General features: G+C 32.3%; 13 protein-coding genes and 1 other RNA gene. 5 read left to right on the top strand and 9 right to left on the bottom strand.

The features are described 5' to 3' along the window. Positions 1-109 precede the first annotated feature (109 nt). The 4 genes from IPJ23_06300 to IPJ23_06285 form a co-directional block, all read right to left on the bottom strand. On the bottom strand, positions 110-406 hold the full coding sequence (locus IPJ23_06300; GenBank protein ID MBK7630292.1) for a GIY-YIG nuclease family protein: 297 nt from the start codon (positions 404-406) through the stop codon (positions 110-112). Between the two features lie 54 nt (positions 407-460). Beyond that, positions 461-994, bottom strand: a complete 534-nt coding sequence (locus tag IPJ23_06295; GenBank protein MBK7630291.1) for an HD domain-containing protein — start codon at positions 992-994, stop codon at positions 461-463. 18 nt (positions 995-1,012) lie between these two features. Continuing rightward, a complete protein-coding gene (locus tag IPJ23_06290; GenBank protein ID MBK7630290.1) occupies positions 1,013-2,647 on the bottom strand; it encodes a carbon starvation protein A in 1,635 nt (544 codons plus the stop codon). Between the two features lie 94 nt (positions 2,648-2,741). Beyond that, on the bottom strand, positions 2,742-3,923 hold the full coding sequence (locus IPJ23_06285; protein ID MBK7630289.1) for an isocitrate/isopropylmalate dehydrogenase family protein: 1,182 nt from the start codon (positions 3,921-3,923) through the stop codon (positions 2,742-2,744). 187 nt (positions 3,924-4,110) lie between these two features. Between IPJ23_06285 and IPJ23_06280 the strand changes: the two genes are divergently transcribed. The 3 genes from IPJ23_06280 (at position 4,111) to ffs (ending at position 8,573) form a co-directional block, all read left to right on the top strand. Then, positions 4,111-7,440 (top strand): PAS domain S-box protein, encoded by a 3,330-nt coding sequence (locus IPJ23_06280; protein ID MBK7630288.1) that lies wholly within the window; start codon positions 4,111-4,113, stop codon positions 7,438-7,440. Positions 7,441-7,457: 17 nt separating this feature from the next. Further along, on the top strand, positions 7,458-8,411 hold the full coding sequence (locus tag IPJ23_06275) for a site-specific DNA-methyltransferase (protein MBK7630287.1): 954 nt from the start codon (positions 7,458-7,460) through the stop codon (positions 8,409-8,411). A gap of 67 nt (positions 8,412-8,478) precedes the next feature. Continuing rightward, positions 8,479-8,573, top strand: an RNA gene (gene ffs / locus IPJ23_06270) — signal recognition particle sRNA small type. Positions 8,574-8,707: 134 nt separating this feature from the next. Here ffs and IPJ23_06265 read toward each other — a convergent pair. The 5 genes from IPJ23_06265 to glgC form a co-directional block, all read right to left on the bottom strand. Then, on the bottom strand, positions 8,708-9,187 hold the full coding sequence (locus IPJ23_06265; protein MBK7630286.1) for a histidine phosphatase family protein: 480 nt from the start codon (positions 9,185-9,187) through the stop codon (positions 8,708-8,710). A 2-nt stretch (positions 9,188-9,189) separates the two neighbouring features. Continuing rightward, positions 9,190-9,489, bottom strand: a complete 300-nt coding sequence (locus tag IPJ23_06260; protein MBK7630285.1) for a hypothetical protein — start codon at positions 9,487-9,489, stop codon at positions 9,190-9,192. Then, on the bottom strand, positions 9,483-10,658 hold the full coding sequence (locus tag IPJ23_06255) for a hypothetical protein (GenBank protein ID MBK7630284.1): 1,176 nt from the start codon (positions 10,656-10,658) through the stop codon (positions 9,483-9,485). Before IPJ23_06255 ends, IPJ23_06260 begins: the two co-directional genes overlap by 7 nt. Positions 10,659-10,771: 113 nt before the next feature. Next, positions 10,772-12,586, bottom strand: coding sequence for an excinuclease ABC subunit C (locus tag IPJ23_06250; GenBank protein MBK7630283.1), 1,815 nt, complete (start codon positions 12,584-12,586; stop codon positions 10,772-10,774). A 95-nt stretch (positions 12,587-12,681) separates the two neighbouring features. Next, positions 12,682-13,923, bottom strand: a complete 1,242-nt coding sequence (gene glgC, locus IPJ23_06245) for a glucose-1-phosphate adenylyltransferase (protein ID MBK7630282.1) — start codon at positions 13,921-13,923, stop codon at positions 12,682-12,684. 207 nt (positions 13,924-14,130) lie between these two features. On the opposite strand from glgC, the gene IPJ23_06240 reads away from it, so the two are divergent. Next, positions 14,131-15,723 (top strand): M1 family metallopeptidase, encoded by a 1,593-nt coding sequence (locus tag IPJ23_06240; protein ID MBK7630281.1) that lies wholly within the window; start codon positions 14,131-14,133, stop codon positions 15,721-15,723. Between the two features lie 65 nt (positions 15,724-15,788). Then, positions 15,789-16,511 (top strand): UDP-2,3-diacylglucosamine diphosphatase, encoded by a 723-nt coding sequence (locus tag IPJ23_06235; protein ID MBK7630280.1) that lies wholly within the window; start codon positions 15,789-15,791, stop codon positions 16,509-16,511. The last annotated feature ends 10 nt before the right edge of the window (positions 16,512-16,521 follow it).

The raw sequence follows: 16,521 nt of genomic DNA, 5'->3' as shown, positions 1-16,521 counted from the left end.
TAAAACGTCATTGCGAAGGAATCCCTTCAGGGTGACTGAATCAATCTATAATAGTATAAGGATTGCTTCACTCGAAGACTCGCTCGTAATGACTTTTATTGATAATTTCTTATATATACAACTGATCAAAATTGAATAAGTCTTTCCATTCAGGATTGATCTTGTTAATCAGATCAATTTTCTTTTTCCTTGATCCAGCTTTCAGTTGCTTTTCTCGTTTAATAGCATCAGAAGGATTATCAAATGATTCATGATAAACTAATTTATCCAGATTATATTTTTTAGAGAATCCTTCAACTAATTTGGATTTATGTTCCCAGATTCTTCGTGTAAGATTATTTGTTACACAAACATAAAGAACAGTATTATTTTTATTTGTTAAAATATATATGCAATAGTTTTTCATTTCCATTTATAGATTACTTCGTTCGAAGACTCACTCGCAATGACAATCGAGAAATCACGCTTTGAACGGATCGAATGAAACAAAATCTGCATGATGAACTATTATTGCTTCAACATTACGTTTTGCTAAATCGCCTTCTTTTGCATGATAAGCGATTATATGCTGTACTTCGTATGGCAATCCAAAACGATCAGCAATTGAAACCCCACTAAATGGATGACGAAGTAAAGTTCCTGCTTTACTTGTGACAAGTTTACCCTCAACTTTATCATATTCAATTAATTTTCCAATATCGATTAAGATAGCTCCCGCAATAAGTAAATCCATATTGATTTTAATTTCATCTTTAAAATTTTCTTTCATTCGCTTTGCAATATCAACAGAAAGCTGAACTGCTGTACGTTTGTGATTCATAAAAGATATTTTACAATCTTTGATGAGAAGAGAGAAGGGAATTATTTCTAAATCTTCTGGGGAGAGCACAGAATTTTCAATAGCGTAAACCCAGCAGTTTAAAACTTTTTCTCGAAGTTCTTTATTTTCAATCCAGTTTATTTCTGGCCATATTTTTAAAACTTTTTCTTTCACTGGTACTCCGATTTACATTTAAATTGGTTCTTTAATTAGTTCTTTGCCATTTGTTAAAACGCTATAAGCTTTTAAACCAAGCATGACAGCAAGTGTAAAAAGTAAAATTGAGATTATGGATAGAGCGTAATTGGTAGCAACAAAATTTGTATAGATTAACATAACAAGTGCTGTAAGAGTAACAGCAAACATGAATATCATCGGAATCAAAACGAATAAATAACCTTTCTTAAGATTTGCAACCCAAACTGTTAAAGCTAACAATGCAAGTGCTGCAAGTAATTGATTTGCACTACCAAACACAGGCCATATGGACATCGTTTGCCCGCTAAACGTTAATGCAGCACCAAACAGAACTGTTATTGCCGTAGAAGTGTATCTGTTGGTTACGAAAATAGATTGTTTTTCGTTTTCTTTTTTCTCAAAATATTCCTGGAACATAAATCTTGCTAAACGTGTTGCAGTATCAAGAGAAGTAAGTGCAAATGCCGAAACAGCAAGAGCAGTAAATGTTTGAGCCATTGGTACTGAAATGTTCAAGACAGGAATTGCACTAATAAATCTTGCAACTCCAAGAGAAAATGCTGTAACCGGTCCTTTTGTAACCAGAATATCTATAAACTCTTTATTAACCATCGAGGCTACAGCAATTAAGGAAAGTACCGCTAACATTCCTTCAATTAACATTCCACCATACCCAACAATTTTTCCATCTGTTTCCTTATCAAGTTGTTTGGCGGTTGTTCCACTTCCAACTATTGAGTGAAAACCGCTTATTGCTCCGCAAGCCACAGTTACAAACAACGCAGGGAAGAGGTAACCAACTTTATCTAATGAGAAAGAATTAAATGCAGGAATGTTAATCGAAGGTGCGGAGAAGAATACTCCTACCAAACCTCCAATCATCAGGGCATAAAGGAAAAATGAATTTAAGTAATCTCTTGGTTGAAGTAAAATCCATACAGGAACTGTTGATGCAATAAAAATGTACCCAAATAAAATTAACTGCCAGGAAAACGCACCTAATTGAATTGGAAATAAATTGCCAGCTGGAATTGATAAAAAGAGCAAAATCACACCAATTATGGTTGCAATCCAGAGAGGAACTTTCAATCTATAAATTGAAATTCCAAATAAAACTGCGAGCAGCATAAATAAAATGGATGAAGTTCCAGCACTTGGGATATTTGTAAAAGTATCTGCAACGATAATTGTGAAAACAGCTATTACAAGAATCAAAGTTGCCCACGCAAAAATTAGGAAAAGTTTTTTTCCGCTAATTCCAATATATTGCTGAATAATATAACCGATTGATTTACTCTGGTGGCGAACTGAAGCAACTATACTTGCATAATCGTGTACTCCTCCAATAAATATAGAACCAAAGACAACCCATAAATAAACGGGCATCCAGCCAAAACCTGCAGCTATTACTGGGCCAACAATTGGCCCAGCTCCGGCGATTGATGCAAAGTGATGACCGAGTAAAACAGGAGCCTTTGCAGGACAGTAATCAACTCCATCCGACATTGTGTGTGCCGGAGTTTCTTTGCTGTTGTTTACATCAAGTCGTTTGGTTAAAAATCCACCGTACAATTTGTAAGCGACAACAAACATTCCTAATGCGATTAGAACTAATTCTATTCCATTCATGCTCTTCTATTTCAGCTTGTCATTGCGAGCGCGTCAATGAGTGAAGCAATCTATCGTAAATACAGATTGCTTAGTTCCTCGCAATGACTTAATATTAAAGATTTTTGATTATTTCATCCGTCATCTGTTGTGTGGTGCAAGCGCCATGCTTAAACACATCCGGACCACCACGGAGTTTCATCATATCATAAGTTTTAACTTTGCCTTCTTCAATTACCTTTGCAATTGCTGTTCTAATCTTATCAGCTTTCGCTTTTTCATCAATGTGATCGAGCATCATGCAAGCGCTCAACATCATTGCAATTGGATTTACTATTGATGGATTTAATTCCTGGTACTTTGGTGCACTGCCATGAGTTGGTTCAAACACTGCAACTTCTTCACCGATATTTGCACTGCAGGCAAAACCAAGTCCGCCGACCAAACCGGCAAATCCATCAGAAATGATATCACCGAACATATTTTCCGCAACGATAACTCCATACGTTTCAGGATTTTTTGTAAGCCACATCATTTGAGCATCAATGTTTGTATCCCATAAATCAATACCAGAATATTCTTTAGCAATTATTTTTGCTTCTTTAAACATCATACCTGAAGTTTCGCGAAGTACGTTTGGTTTTTCGCAAAGTGTGAGATTTGAGTATCCAAATTTCTTAGCATATTCAAAAGCAGCACGAATAATTCTTCGTGAAGCATTCCTTGTAACTATTCTTGTAGATATTGCCATATCTTCACTTGGAGTGTCTTTAAAGAATTTCATTTTTGGATGAGTCTCAAGTGCATCACGAACCTGTTTTGGAGGATTAGTCCATTCTACTCCGCCATAAAGACCTTCTGTGTTTTGTCTGAAAACAACAGCATTAACTAAAGGTTCATCAAATCCGCCTTGCCCATTTCTAATAATAAAGTTTAAAGGATTGCCTTTGAATGATTGACAAGGACGAATACAAATATCAAGATTAAACTTTTGTCTTAATCCAACAATTGGAGAAAAGTAAACGAAGCCTTTATCTTTTAAAGAAGGATCAAGTTCTTTGTCTGCTGCATCTTTTGGTTTAGATGTGATCGCACCAAACAATCCGATTTTATATTTTGAAAGAAGATCGATTGTTCGCTGTGGAAGTGCATTACCTTCACTGCACCAAAAATCCCAACCTATATCTCCGTGAATGTATTCGGCATCAAAACCGACTGCTTTTAAAACTCTTATTGCTTCTGGAAGTACTGTTTTGCCAATGCCATCACCAGGCATTGCAACTATTGTTCTTTTCATTAAAGTATACCTATAAAATTAGAAAATATTGACAGGCGAAACTTAATTATTTGGTAATGATGAAAGCAAGGAAAATCGGTCTGAAAACCTGAATTTTTAGCCAAAATTTAATTTTTATTAGCAAAAGCATTAAATTGAATTGCCAAATAGTCGATAATAAAATGTTGATAATTTTATAACAATTTAGATGTCTAAAAATAATATCGAACAAAATTTAAAAACTCAGCAACTGGAATCTTTATTAGATTCTTCACTAGATGTTATTTTTAGAATCTCACCGACAGGTAAATTAAATTATATTAGTCAGTCCTCCTTCAATTTACTTGGCTATTATCCTGAAGAAATTCTTGGTAGATCGATTGCAGATTTCATCCCTCCAGAAAGTTTAAATGATTACTTCAAAGAAATGTCTATCCTTTTTAGAGAAAATAGCATAGTCACTTTTAGAGCTGATTTACAACATAAAAACGGAACCAAAATTCCTGTTGAGATTTCCGGAAAAGTCGTGGAATTAGATGGAAAATTAATGGGACAAGGTACAATTAGAGATATTAAACAAAGAATAGAAACACAACAAAAATTAGTTAGCTCAGAAAATGTATTCAAAGCAGTTTGGGAAAATTCACAAGACGGGATGAGATTAACTGATCAAGATGGAATAATTGTTTTATGCAACAATGCGTTTGCTCAGTTATTTGAAAAGAGTGTTGATGAATTGGTGGGAAGACCTATAAGTGATTTATATTTTGAGGAAAAGCAGGAAACTACAGTAGCTAAATACAAACAGAATTTCATTCAAGGAATGGTAAAAGATTATCTTGAATCTAGTGCGGTACTTTGGAATGGCAAAAGACTTTTTTTCGAAATATCAAATTCTATTATTGAAGATTTGAATGAGAAAAGATTTTTGCTTAGCATTTTTAGAGATATAAGTGAAAGAAAAGCCAGTGAAGAATTACTTGAGAAAAAAGGTAGGTTACTTCAAGGAATTGCTAAAGCAACAAATGCACTAATTACAGATTTAGCTTTTTTTGATGGTTTTAACGTTGCGTTAGAAATTTTAGGTGAAGCCGCCGAAGCTGATCGTGTTTATATTTATAAGCATATGGAAGATGATGAAACCGGAGAATTATATTTTAATCCGCTGTTTGAATGGACTGCTGAAGGAATAAAATCACAGCTTGAAGAGAACTTGTTAGGGAAATTATCTTATTCGCGGTTTTCATCTTTAAAGTTTTACGAATCATTTTCAAACGGGGAATCTTTAAAATTTATTGTTAAAAGTCTTCCCAAAGAAATTCAAGAAGTTTTTATTGATCGAAATATTAAATCAATAATTCTAGTTCCGATTATGATTGAGGGAGCGTATTGGGGATTTATCGGATTCGATGAATGTCATTCAGACCGCATTTGGAGCAATGATGAAGAATCAATCTTAAGCGCCATGGCTGCAACGATTGGTGAAGTTATAAAGAAAAATAATTTTCGTGAAGAGTTGATTAGAAAAAATGCAGAACTTGATATTGCTGTTCAAGAATCTGAAAAAGCTGCTAAAGCAAGAAGCGAATTTTTAGCTTTGATGAGCCACGAAATCCGAACTCCGATGAATGGCGTAATTGGAATGACAGGCTTACTTCTCGAAACAATGCTCAGCGAATCACAAAAAGATTACGTAAATACAATAAGATTAAGTGGTGAGCAGCTTTTGGTTATTATAAATGATATACTTGATTTTTCAAAAATAGAATCAGAAAAACTTGAACTTGAAACCCAACCTTTCGATTTGCGGGAATGTATTGAAGATTCGATGGATTTAATATCGACAAAAGTAGCTGAACAGGATATTGAACTTTTTTATAACATTGATGAAAGCACTCCTTATGCAATTCGTGGTGATGTTACTCGTTTACGCCAAGTACTAACAAACTTACTAAGCAATGCCGTAAAGTTTACGCACAAAGGAGAAGTTGAGATAACAGTTACATCGGAGGAGCTAGATTTTAAGGAGTATCTTTTCAAATTTTGTGTAAGAGATACTGGTTTAGGAATTCCTGATGACAAGATAGATAAACTTTTTAAACCCTTCAGCCAGGTTGATTCATCCACCACAAGAACTTTTGGCGGCACAGGATTGGGTTTGGTTATCAGCAAAAAAATTGTTGAACTAATGGGCGGTGAAATAGGTGTAACAAGTGTTGAAGGAAAAGGAAGCAACTTTTTCTTTACAATAAAAGCTGGCTCTGTTACATCAGATAAAAAAGTTTATTTGTTTGAATCATCACCTAAACTTGTTGGTAAAAAAGTTTTAATAATTGATCAGAATAGATCTAATGGAACTATGATGAATAATCTTACCAGAAGATGGCGATTGAGTTCTGATCTTATAACTGATGTATCAGATTTAAAACCCAAGTTAGAACTTTATCCTGATTATGATCTCTTCATAATAAATACATCTGGTTTTAATAATAAAGTTTTTACGCTGGTGGATAAAATTAAAAGTTTGGTTCCCAAAAAAAATATCGGTTTTATTTTAATTAAAGCTCAAGGAAAAGATTTAGGAATTGCGGAATCTGATCGCCATCCTTTCTGCAAAATAATTGCAAAACCAGTTAGACGTAAACAGCTTCATCAAGCAATTCTTAGTTTTGCAGAGGCTGGTTCAAATCAAACCGAAACTTCTACTGCGGAAAAAGAAATTCCCAAGACTTCTATAGGCAAAAAAATAAAGGTGCTTTTAGTTGAAGATAATAGTATTAATCAGATGGTTGCATCACGAATGCTTCAAAGAATTGGTTACAATGCGGATATCGCTTCTAACGGAAAAGAAGCTGTTGATTCTGTTGAATCGATTGGATATGATTTAGTTTTTATGGATATCTCAATGCCGGAAATGGATGGACTTACCGCTTGTTCTATTATCCGTGCGGATAATAATTTAAAAAAGCAGCCCATTATTATTGCTATGACCGCCAATGCAATGAGCGGAGATAGAGAGAATTATCTTAAAATCGGGATGGATGATTACATTAGCAAACCTGTAAACTTGGAGGAACTTAGAAAGATCATTACCAAGTGGACTGATAAAATATATAGTGATATGAATGTTGAAACGAGAAAGAATATTGAATCTGAAATTAAATTAAAATTTATCGAAGAAAAAAAGATTTCTTTTTTACAGGATCTTAAGACTCATGCTGATCTTGAATTCTTCAAAGAAATGTTAGATATCTATATAAGAGAAATTCCTAAGAACATTGAATTTATTCGTAATTCCATTTTTCAGAATAATGCAGATCATTTAAGATTTTATGTGCATAAATTAAAAGGGTCTTCGCTTACACTTGGAATTGAATGTGTGCTAGATGACTTCAAAATACTTGAAGATATGGCACTTGATAACAACATAAGTGAAGAATCACTTCGCATATTTAAAAAAGTTTCTGAAAAGTTTGAGATGATTTTGGAAGAAATAGTTCTTCTAAAAAACAAATACTCAGGCTTCAAATTATCCTAATAAAAATTTCTAAGTTAATGTCCCAATTAAAAAAAAGAGCGCCACTAAATAGGACAATCAATATCAGTGATGATGAAATCCAATTTTACAATGACAAAAAGATAATCCTAAAGTCTAAAGCCGCATTTTATGATGTCTGCTGCAAAGTTATTAATCAGGATTTGTTTGATGTTATTGATTTTTTACCGGATAATTTTGTCGATTTACTTTTTCTTGATCCACCTTATAACCTAAATAAAAAATTCTCTTCGATTGATTTTAAAGAAATGACAATGGATGATTATGAAAATTGGTTAGATCAATGGCTTTCAAAATTAATCAGAACATTAAAACCCAACTCTTCAATTTATTTTTGCTGTGATTGGAAAACTTCTATTCCAGCTTACAATGTGTTAAAAAAATATTTTATTATCCGAAATAGAATAACATGGGAACGCGAAAAGGGCAGAGGGTCAAGAGATAATTGGAAAAATTCTTACGAAGATATTTGGTATTGTACATTGAGTGATGTATTTACTTTCAATATTGATGATGTTAAACTTAAACGAATGGTTAGAGCGCCTTATAAAACCATTGAAGGTGTTCCAAAAGATTGGCAATCTGAAAATGGTAAGAATTTTAGGATAACTCATCCATCAAATTTATGGACTGACATCTCAATACCGTTCTGGTCGATGCCGGAAAACACTGATCATCCAACACAAAAACCAGAAAAGCTCTTAGCAAAGATTATACTTGCAAGTACACACGAAAATGATTTAGTGTTTGATCCGTTTCTTGGTTCCGGGACAGCAATCGTTACAGCAAAAAAACTCAACCGTAATTATTGTGGAATTGAGATTGATGAAGTATTCGCCTCACTAACTTTAAAGAGATTAGATTTAGCCGATATAGAAAAATCAATTCAAGGTTATGAAGATGGAGTTTTTTGGGAAAGAAATAGTTTGCAGTTGCAGAAGAAGAAAAAGTGATATAAAAAATTTTGTTTCTTGATTGAGAAGATTTTATTCCACATTTTAACAGCCCAAGATTTAGAGTTTAGGGCACCGGTTAACAGGTTAATACCCAACCCCGTCAGGTCCGGAAGGAAGCAGCGGTCAGTATATAATTTGTGTAACTGTGTGCCCCTTTTTTTACAACCCACTAACGTTTTAAGATTCCTAAAAGCAACCTTTACAATGTCATTCCCACGAAAGTGGTGATCCACTTATGATTAATATTTTTGGATTCCCGTTTTCACGGGAATGACATAAGGGAATGATCTTTATTAAATATGAATTATCGGAGGAATAAAGTAAATCAATCTTCCTTTGCTGTATTTGATGCTGTTTTCAAATTCAATCTTTGCAAGTGAAGCTGGTGGAAATGAAAGATTGAAACTTCCGGTTCCACAAAAATTATTTATATGTATTGATAAATCTGGTTGATGACCTACCACTAAAATGTTTTTATAATCAAGAGTGTTTAAAATTTCGATTAGGTCTGCAGTTCTGCTTCCGGTGCTAAGAAGATTATCTTTAACTAAGTTTGATTTTTCCTGAAGATTTTTAGCAATAATTTCGGCAGTTTGAGCAGCACGGATTAATGGTGAACTTAAAACTACATCAAGATTTTCAATATAACTTTTCCAAGCATCCGACGTTTTTTTAATAACAATCTTTCCTTCATTAGTTAATTCGCGGTCAAAATCTTTTTTATTGATGGAAACATTTTCAGCAATGCTGTGTCTTACTAAGTAAAGATTCATAACTAAATATCGTAGTTCACTGAAATCATAGTTACCATTTGATGGAAATCCGTTAAGTCTTTTGTTAGCTGTTTACCGGCTTTGGAGTTCATCAATTCGTTCATCTTGTCTTTAGATTCAAACTCTACTCCACAGAAATAAGAATATTTTTGATCAAGCAATAAATTACTTTCTACTTTTGCGATTTTTATTTGCTTGCCCGAAAGTTCTGATAAATGTTTAAGAATAACATCTTTAAAATGGGAAAGAGCTTTATCATTTTCGGATTTATGAAGGAAGAATAATTGTTTATACATCAGCATTTAATTAAAAAAGTTTTAATAATTTCTTCATAATGATTTTTGTTTAACTCATAAGTGGATTTTGGAGTCTCAAGTATCATTAAGATTTTTTTAGTTGGGCAGGAAAATTCAAATAACTGGTATATATTTTTGCTATCAATCAACTTTTCGGAAGATCGTACAATGCTTTTTAACTGGTTATGATTTTCTAATATTTCATTGAAATAATTTTCAGCAGAATCAGTTGGAGCAATAGCAGCAAGAGAAATTGCTGCACCCATTTTACCACTGATATATTTTAATCCATTTAATTTTTGTTTAACAAGATTTGATATTGTTACACTGCCAAGCATTTTCCAAGTGGAATCAAGAACAATTTCAAAATCCTTTTCATTCAACTTTATTACAGTTTCTAAAGAGTTTGATTCAGGATTATTAAAAAATCTTATAATGGAAACTGCATCAGTTATTTGTGGATTTTTAGTCTGTATGTCCAGACTTCTAATTTCTTTTACAACAAGAGAATCAAATGAATTATTTGAACTTGTGTATTTATTGGTTGGGACATCAAATCTAAAAACATCTTTTCCAGTTTTGCTGTTTTTAGCAGCGGGATAAAAAATACTAGTTATAATTGCAGTATCCGAAATAACTGATATTACTTGTTCGGCTTCTTTATTCGGCGTTTTAATTTTTATGAACTGACGAAAAACAAGTTCAGACATGTATTCCTCAAGTGAATAATATGAAATTCTTTTTAAATTTATAATATCTTTTGAATTAAAATCTTCTAAAACCACTGCAAATCTACGCGATCCAGATTTTTTAAAATTTAAATTAAGATAACCGTTTAAAGATTCATCTTTTAGAATAAGATTTAAATCCTTATCAACAATCGCAAATAAATTATAAACCGGATTTTGGTTTTCTAAAAGTAGCGTATAATAATTTGAATTGTTAACCTCAATACTATCAACATCAATTTTATTAAATGATTTTAGTTCAGCATCAAAAGTAAAAAGTCGGTTTAAAATTTTTCTACTATTTTCATCGCCATTAATTGCAGTTCGTGTTAATTTCAGAAAAGTTTCACCATTAAAAAAAAATGGTTCTTCTTCTACTTTTTCTTTGCAGGAAAAAACAGTTAACAGAGCTGCAAAAACTAAAAATAATTTTATTTGATTTTTCATATCAGTAACATTTATTGATTCAAAGATAAGCAAAAGTGAATTTTAATTTGCCACAAATTACACGAATTAAATCTTTTGTGAAAATTATTGTAATTCGTTGTTAAGAAATCAAATTAAGCCTTAAAATAATTAAAAAGTATTGCAGTTTTTTTTTTACCCACAATTTTTTCAAGTTCTTGTTGAGTAGATTTTTTTATTACTTCTAAACTGCCAAGCTTTTCCAGTAATAGGTTTGCTGTTTCAGTTCCAATTCCTTTTATATCAGTCAGTTCAGATTTTATTGTACGCTTGCTTCTTCTTACACGATGAAATGTTATCGCAAATCTATGCGCTTCATCTCGAACCTGTTGAAGTAACTTTAACCCCGAAGATGTTTTGGGAATTAATTCAGAATCAGAATTACCTGGTAAAAAAACTTCTTCTAATCTTTTTGCAAGACCTATAATGTTGTAATTAGTGAATCCAAGATTATCTAAAATCTCAACTGCACTGGAAAGCTGTCCTTTTCCGCCATCAACCATAATTAAATCCGGCAAGGGCTGTTTTTCTTCCTTTAATCTGGTATATCTTCGTTCGATAACTTCTCGCATACTGGAAAAATCATCAGGGCCTTCAACAGACTTAATTATAAATTTTCTATAAAGACTCTTTTTAGGTTTGCCATCTTCAAACACAACCATACTTGCGACAGTGTCTGTTCCCTGTAAATTAGAAATATCAAAACATTCAATTTTTCTTGGAAGAATTTTTAATCTTAAATCTCTTTGCAATGCAGAAACGGAATAAGAGACGTTGCCAAGATTTTTCATCTTTTGTAATTGTATCTCTTTTAGTTGAAGTATTGCATTTTCTTTGCACATTTTTACTAATGATTTTAAATCGCCGCGTTGTGGTACAAAAATTTTAACTTTTCTATTTGATTTCATCTTAAGCCATTCTGCAAGGGCTTCAGCATCTTCTGGCGGAATTTCAACAATTACTTCTCGTGGAATTTCTACTTGATCACTATAATAAAACTTAATTGCGGCTGAATATATGTTTGCTAATTCTTCACCTTCTTCAATTGCAAGTTTAAGTTGCTTTTTGCCAATCAGTTTTCCTGATCTAATATTAAACACTGCACAAGTGGAATCTTTAGCTTCAAAAGCGATGGCAAAAATATCTCTATCTTCAGCATCATCATTAACAATTTTTTGTCTGGATGAAATTGAATTTAACTGATCAATTTTATCTCGAAGTTCTGCCGCTTTTTCATACTCAAGATTTTCTACCGCAGTTTGCATTCGTGTTTTTAAATCTTTTATGAGATCATCAGTTTTGCCTTTCAAAAGTTTTACAACCTCATCAACCATTTCATTGTATTCTTGTGCACTTACAAGATTTTCGCACGGTCCATCGCATTTTTTTATATGATAATCCAAACAGACTTTAAATTTTTTATCAGCAATATTCTTTTCGGTAAGATCTAATTTGCAGCTACGGATTTTGAATATCTGATTTATCATTTTTAAAGAACCGCGCATACTTCTTACATCCGTATAAGGACCAAAATATTTTGAGCCATCGTTAAAAACTTTTCTGGTAGGATAAATTCTAGGAAACAGTTCATTGGTTACTTTTATAAACGGAAAAGACTTATCGTCTTTAAGATTTACATTGTATCTTGGTTTTAACTCTTTGATTAGATTACTTTCAAGAATCAATGCTTCAAGCTCACTATCGGTTACAACAAGCTGTAAGTCATCTATTTTGCTAACCATCGCCACAGTTTTAGCTGATCCCGGATTTTCTTGAAAATAACTTCTCACTCGGTTTTTTAAATTCTTAGCTTTACCTACATAAATAACATTTCCACTTTTATTTATAAACTGGTAAACTCCGGTTAATGATGGTAAGTTTTTTAAATTAGTTTCTAATTTAGAATTCATAGTCTTGGGGTCATAAAATTAATTCCGCTGATTTTATTCATTAATTGCACAAAGCAGCGAATATCAAGTCTGATTATAAGAATTGTATCGAAATTTTACTCTGGCAAAACAGTATTCTTAGCTATTACAACGATACCGGTTTCGGTCATTGTAAATTTTTTCCTGTCGCCTTCAGGATCAAAGCCAACTTCGTATCCTTCAGGAATAACAACATTTTTATCTATGATTGTTCTTCTAATTCTTGCGTGTCGTCCTATAACCACGTTATTCATTATTATAGAATCTGTAATATAGGAATAACTGTTTACCTTAACGTTTGATCCGAGTAATGATCTTTCAACCAAACCTCCCGATACAATAGTGCCATCGCAAACCAAGGAGTTTAAAGTTCTACCAACTCTTTCGCCTTCATGTGAAACTGTTTTTGCGGGCGGATATTGATATTGATATGTTCTTAACGGCCAATCAGGATCGTATAGATTAAAATCAGGAATAACACTTATCAAATCCATATTTGCTGCATAGTAACTATCAAGAGTTCCAATATCTTTCCAGTAAGGAAGCGTTTTTTTATTTTCATCTTGAAATCGGTATGCAATAACTTTTAATTTTGATTGAACCATATATGGAATTACGTGTAGACCAAAATCATGATTCTTAATTTTTTTAGATTCCATCTCCAATAAAACTTCTCTTAAAACATTAGCGTTAAAAACATAAATACCCATGTTAACAAATGAGAACCCCGGTTTATCCGGAATCTGTGGTGGGTTAGCAGGTTTTTCTATAAAAGATTCGACATTGTATTTATCATCAACACCAACTATACCAAATCTGTTTGCTTCATCTTTTGGAACTTCAATACATGCGATTGAAAGATCAGCCGATTGATCTATATGGTTATCAAGAAATTTTAGATAATCCATTTTATAGATGTGATCACCGCCAAGAATTAAAACCCATTTCGCTTTTTTATCAGAAAATAAATTTAAGTTTTGATGAATTGCATTTGCAGTGCCAAGATACCATTCGTTATTTAATTTTCTTTGTGGTGGGACAGAATATATAAATTCACCAAGCTCTGGATTGAATATACTCCACGCTTCGTAAAGGTGCATATTTAGGGAATCAGATTTATATTGGGTAAGCACATAAACTCTTCTAAAACCTGAGTTAAGGCAATTTGAAAGTGCAAAATCAATAATTCGGTATTTACCACCGAAGGGAACAGCAGGTTTACTTCTTACAGCGGTCAAGGGATGAAGTCTTTCACCTTGACCACCAGCCATTATTACAGTAACTGTATCTCTCAAAATCGAAGAACCAGGCGAAATCATAAATACTCCTTAAAATTGCACTAAAATATATTTAATTATCGTTTGTTTAGCAATTAAACAAATGGTTAAATTATTTTTAGTTGTTATTAATAATTTTTATTTAGAAAGTATTCTCCTGTTATGATTAAGCAATTAAACTTTTCAATTCTTTTACTTTTTGTGTTTCTGATGAACAGTGGCTTTTCGATAGCACAATTTGGATCCAAATTGTCTGATACCAAATCTGTTGTTAGCAAAATACAAAAGCAGGTTGATATGCTTCACTATGATCTAAAGATTGATCTAAACATCAATGATAAAATATTAAACGGCATTGCCACAATAACGGCTATTAAAATTAATAATCAATCTTTTGATTTATTATCCTCATCCAATTCTAAACTTGAACCGGAACTTGAGGTCAATCTATATGACAACATGAAGGTAACAAGTCTTAAAGTGAATGGCATCGTCACGGAATATTTAAGAGATAAAAATAAATTATACATTAATCCAGCAGTTGAGCTAAAAGATACTTTTAAAATTGAAATTATTTACTACGGAACTCCTAAAAGAAGCGGATTTGATGGATTTGTGTTTGGGAATGTAAATGGTCAATCACTTGTTTATAATATAAGTGAGCCGATTTACGCATCAACTTGGTTTCCTTGCGATGATGATCCTGCAGATAAAGCTTTGCTCGATATTGAAATTACAAACGATTCCCAATTTGTATCGGTATCAAATGGTAATCTTATTGATGTTGAAGCAAAAGGAGCTAAAAAAAACTATTATTATAAAACTGTTTATCCAATCTCAACATATCTTATCGCAGTTTACTCGGCGCCGTACAAATCTTATTTTGATGTGTACAAAGGACTTGACGGAAAAGATTCAATGAGAATAGAGTATTATGTTATGCCTGAGCATTTTTATGAAGCAAAAATCGATTTTGCTGAACATTTAGATATGATGAAAACACTTTCAGAACTTTTTGGTGAGTATCCTTTTATAAAAGAAAAATATGGTGTTGCAGAATTTCTTTGGAATTTTGGAGCGATGGAAAATCAAACTATAACCGGAATGGGATATGCATTTATAGGTGGTAATAATTTTTATAGAGATACTTACGTTCACGAACTTTCTCATCATTGGTGGGGAAACTCTGTTGGACCCAAAACTTGGAATGACATCTGGCTTAATGAAGGATTTGCAACATATTCAGAAGCTTTATATGCTGAAGCCAAAAACGGAAAGGACGCTTTAAAATCTAAGATGTTAAGCAAGTTTAGTGATAATTTTACTGGAACACTTTACGCTCCAAAAGATCTTTTTGGAGAAACAGTCTATGATAAAGGCGCCTGGGTGTTACATATGTTAAGATATGAAATAGGGGATAGTAATTTCTTTAATTCGCTCCATAAGTATTATGATCTCTATAAATATTCTAACGCTTCTGTAGAAGATTTTAAAACCGTTTGCGAAAATGTTTGTCAAAGAGATTTAGATAAATTTTTTGATCAATGGGTTTATACTGGAACCAATAACATTTTTTGCTCTTATAATTTTTCGTGCTTGGATCAAGAAAATCAAAAGGGGTGCGTTGTTGATATTATTCAACAACCGCAAGAATATAAAGAATTTAATTTCTCATTAGAAATTCAATTTCAGTTTAGCGATGGAACATCCACATTTGAAAAAGTTTTTATTAATAAAATCAAAAATGAGTTTGCATTTAATTTAGATAAAAAAGTTGAGACAATTTTACTTGATCCGGATTCTAAATTATTGGGAACATTTGAAAAATCTTATACTCGTTAATCTGGGAATATGTTTTATTTCTTTTTGCATATCAGTAAATTTAACTTAATTAAAAATTATACACTGTGAATAAGACTTATCTTTTTATCTCCGACATACATCTTGGTCTTCAATCCAAAGAAATTGAGGATAAAAAAGAAAGAATGCTTGTAAAGTTTTTAGAGTTTGCTAAAGAAAATAGTGATGAACTTTTTATTGCAGGTGATCTTTTTGATTATTGGTTTGAATATAAAAGAGTTTATCAAAAAGGAAATTACAGAACTTTAACAGCTTTGAAGAATCTAACTGAAGGTGGAATTAAAATCCATTACTTTATTGGTAATCACGATTTTTTTCACAAAGATTTTTTTGAAAAAGAAATTGGTGTTAATCTTTATCACGAAGGAAAAGAATTTATATTAAACGGTAAAAAGTTTTTTATAGGACACGGAGATGGACTTGTGATAAATGATATGGGCTATAATATTTTGAAAAAGATTTTGCGAAATAAATTTACACAATGGCTCTACGGATTAATCCACCCAAATTTGGGAATTGCAATAGCTAGCAGAACAAGTAAATCGAGTCGTGATTATACAACTAAAAAAGATTACGGTGAAGAAGATGGTTTGTTTGATGCTGCAAAATTAAAGATTGATGAAGGTAATGATTTCGTTTTGTTCGGGCATTTGCACAAAAGATGTTTTATTGATTATAATAAAGGAATGTACATTAATTTGGGCTCATGGATTGACAACCCTTGCTACGGAAAATTTACAGACAATTTTGAAATTATAGATTTGAATTAAAAAGAGTTTT

This window comes from Ignavibacteriales bacterium (assembly GCA_016709765.1).
Lineage (GTDB): Bacteria > Bacteroidota > Ignavibacteria > Ignavibacteriales > Ignavibacteriaceae > IGN3.
This window is presented reverse-complemented; position numbering and strand designations above follow the sequence as displayed.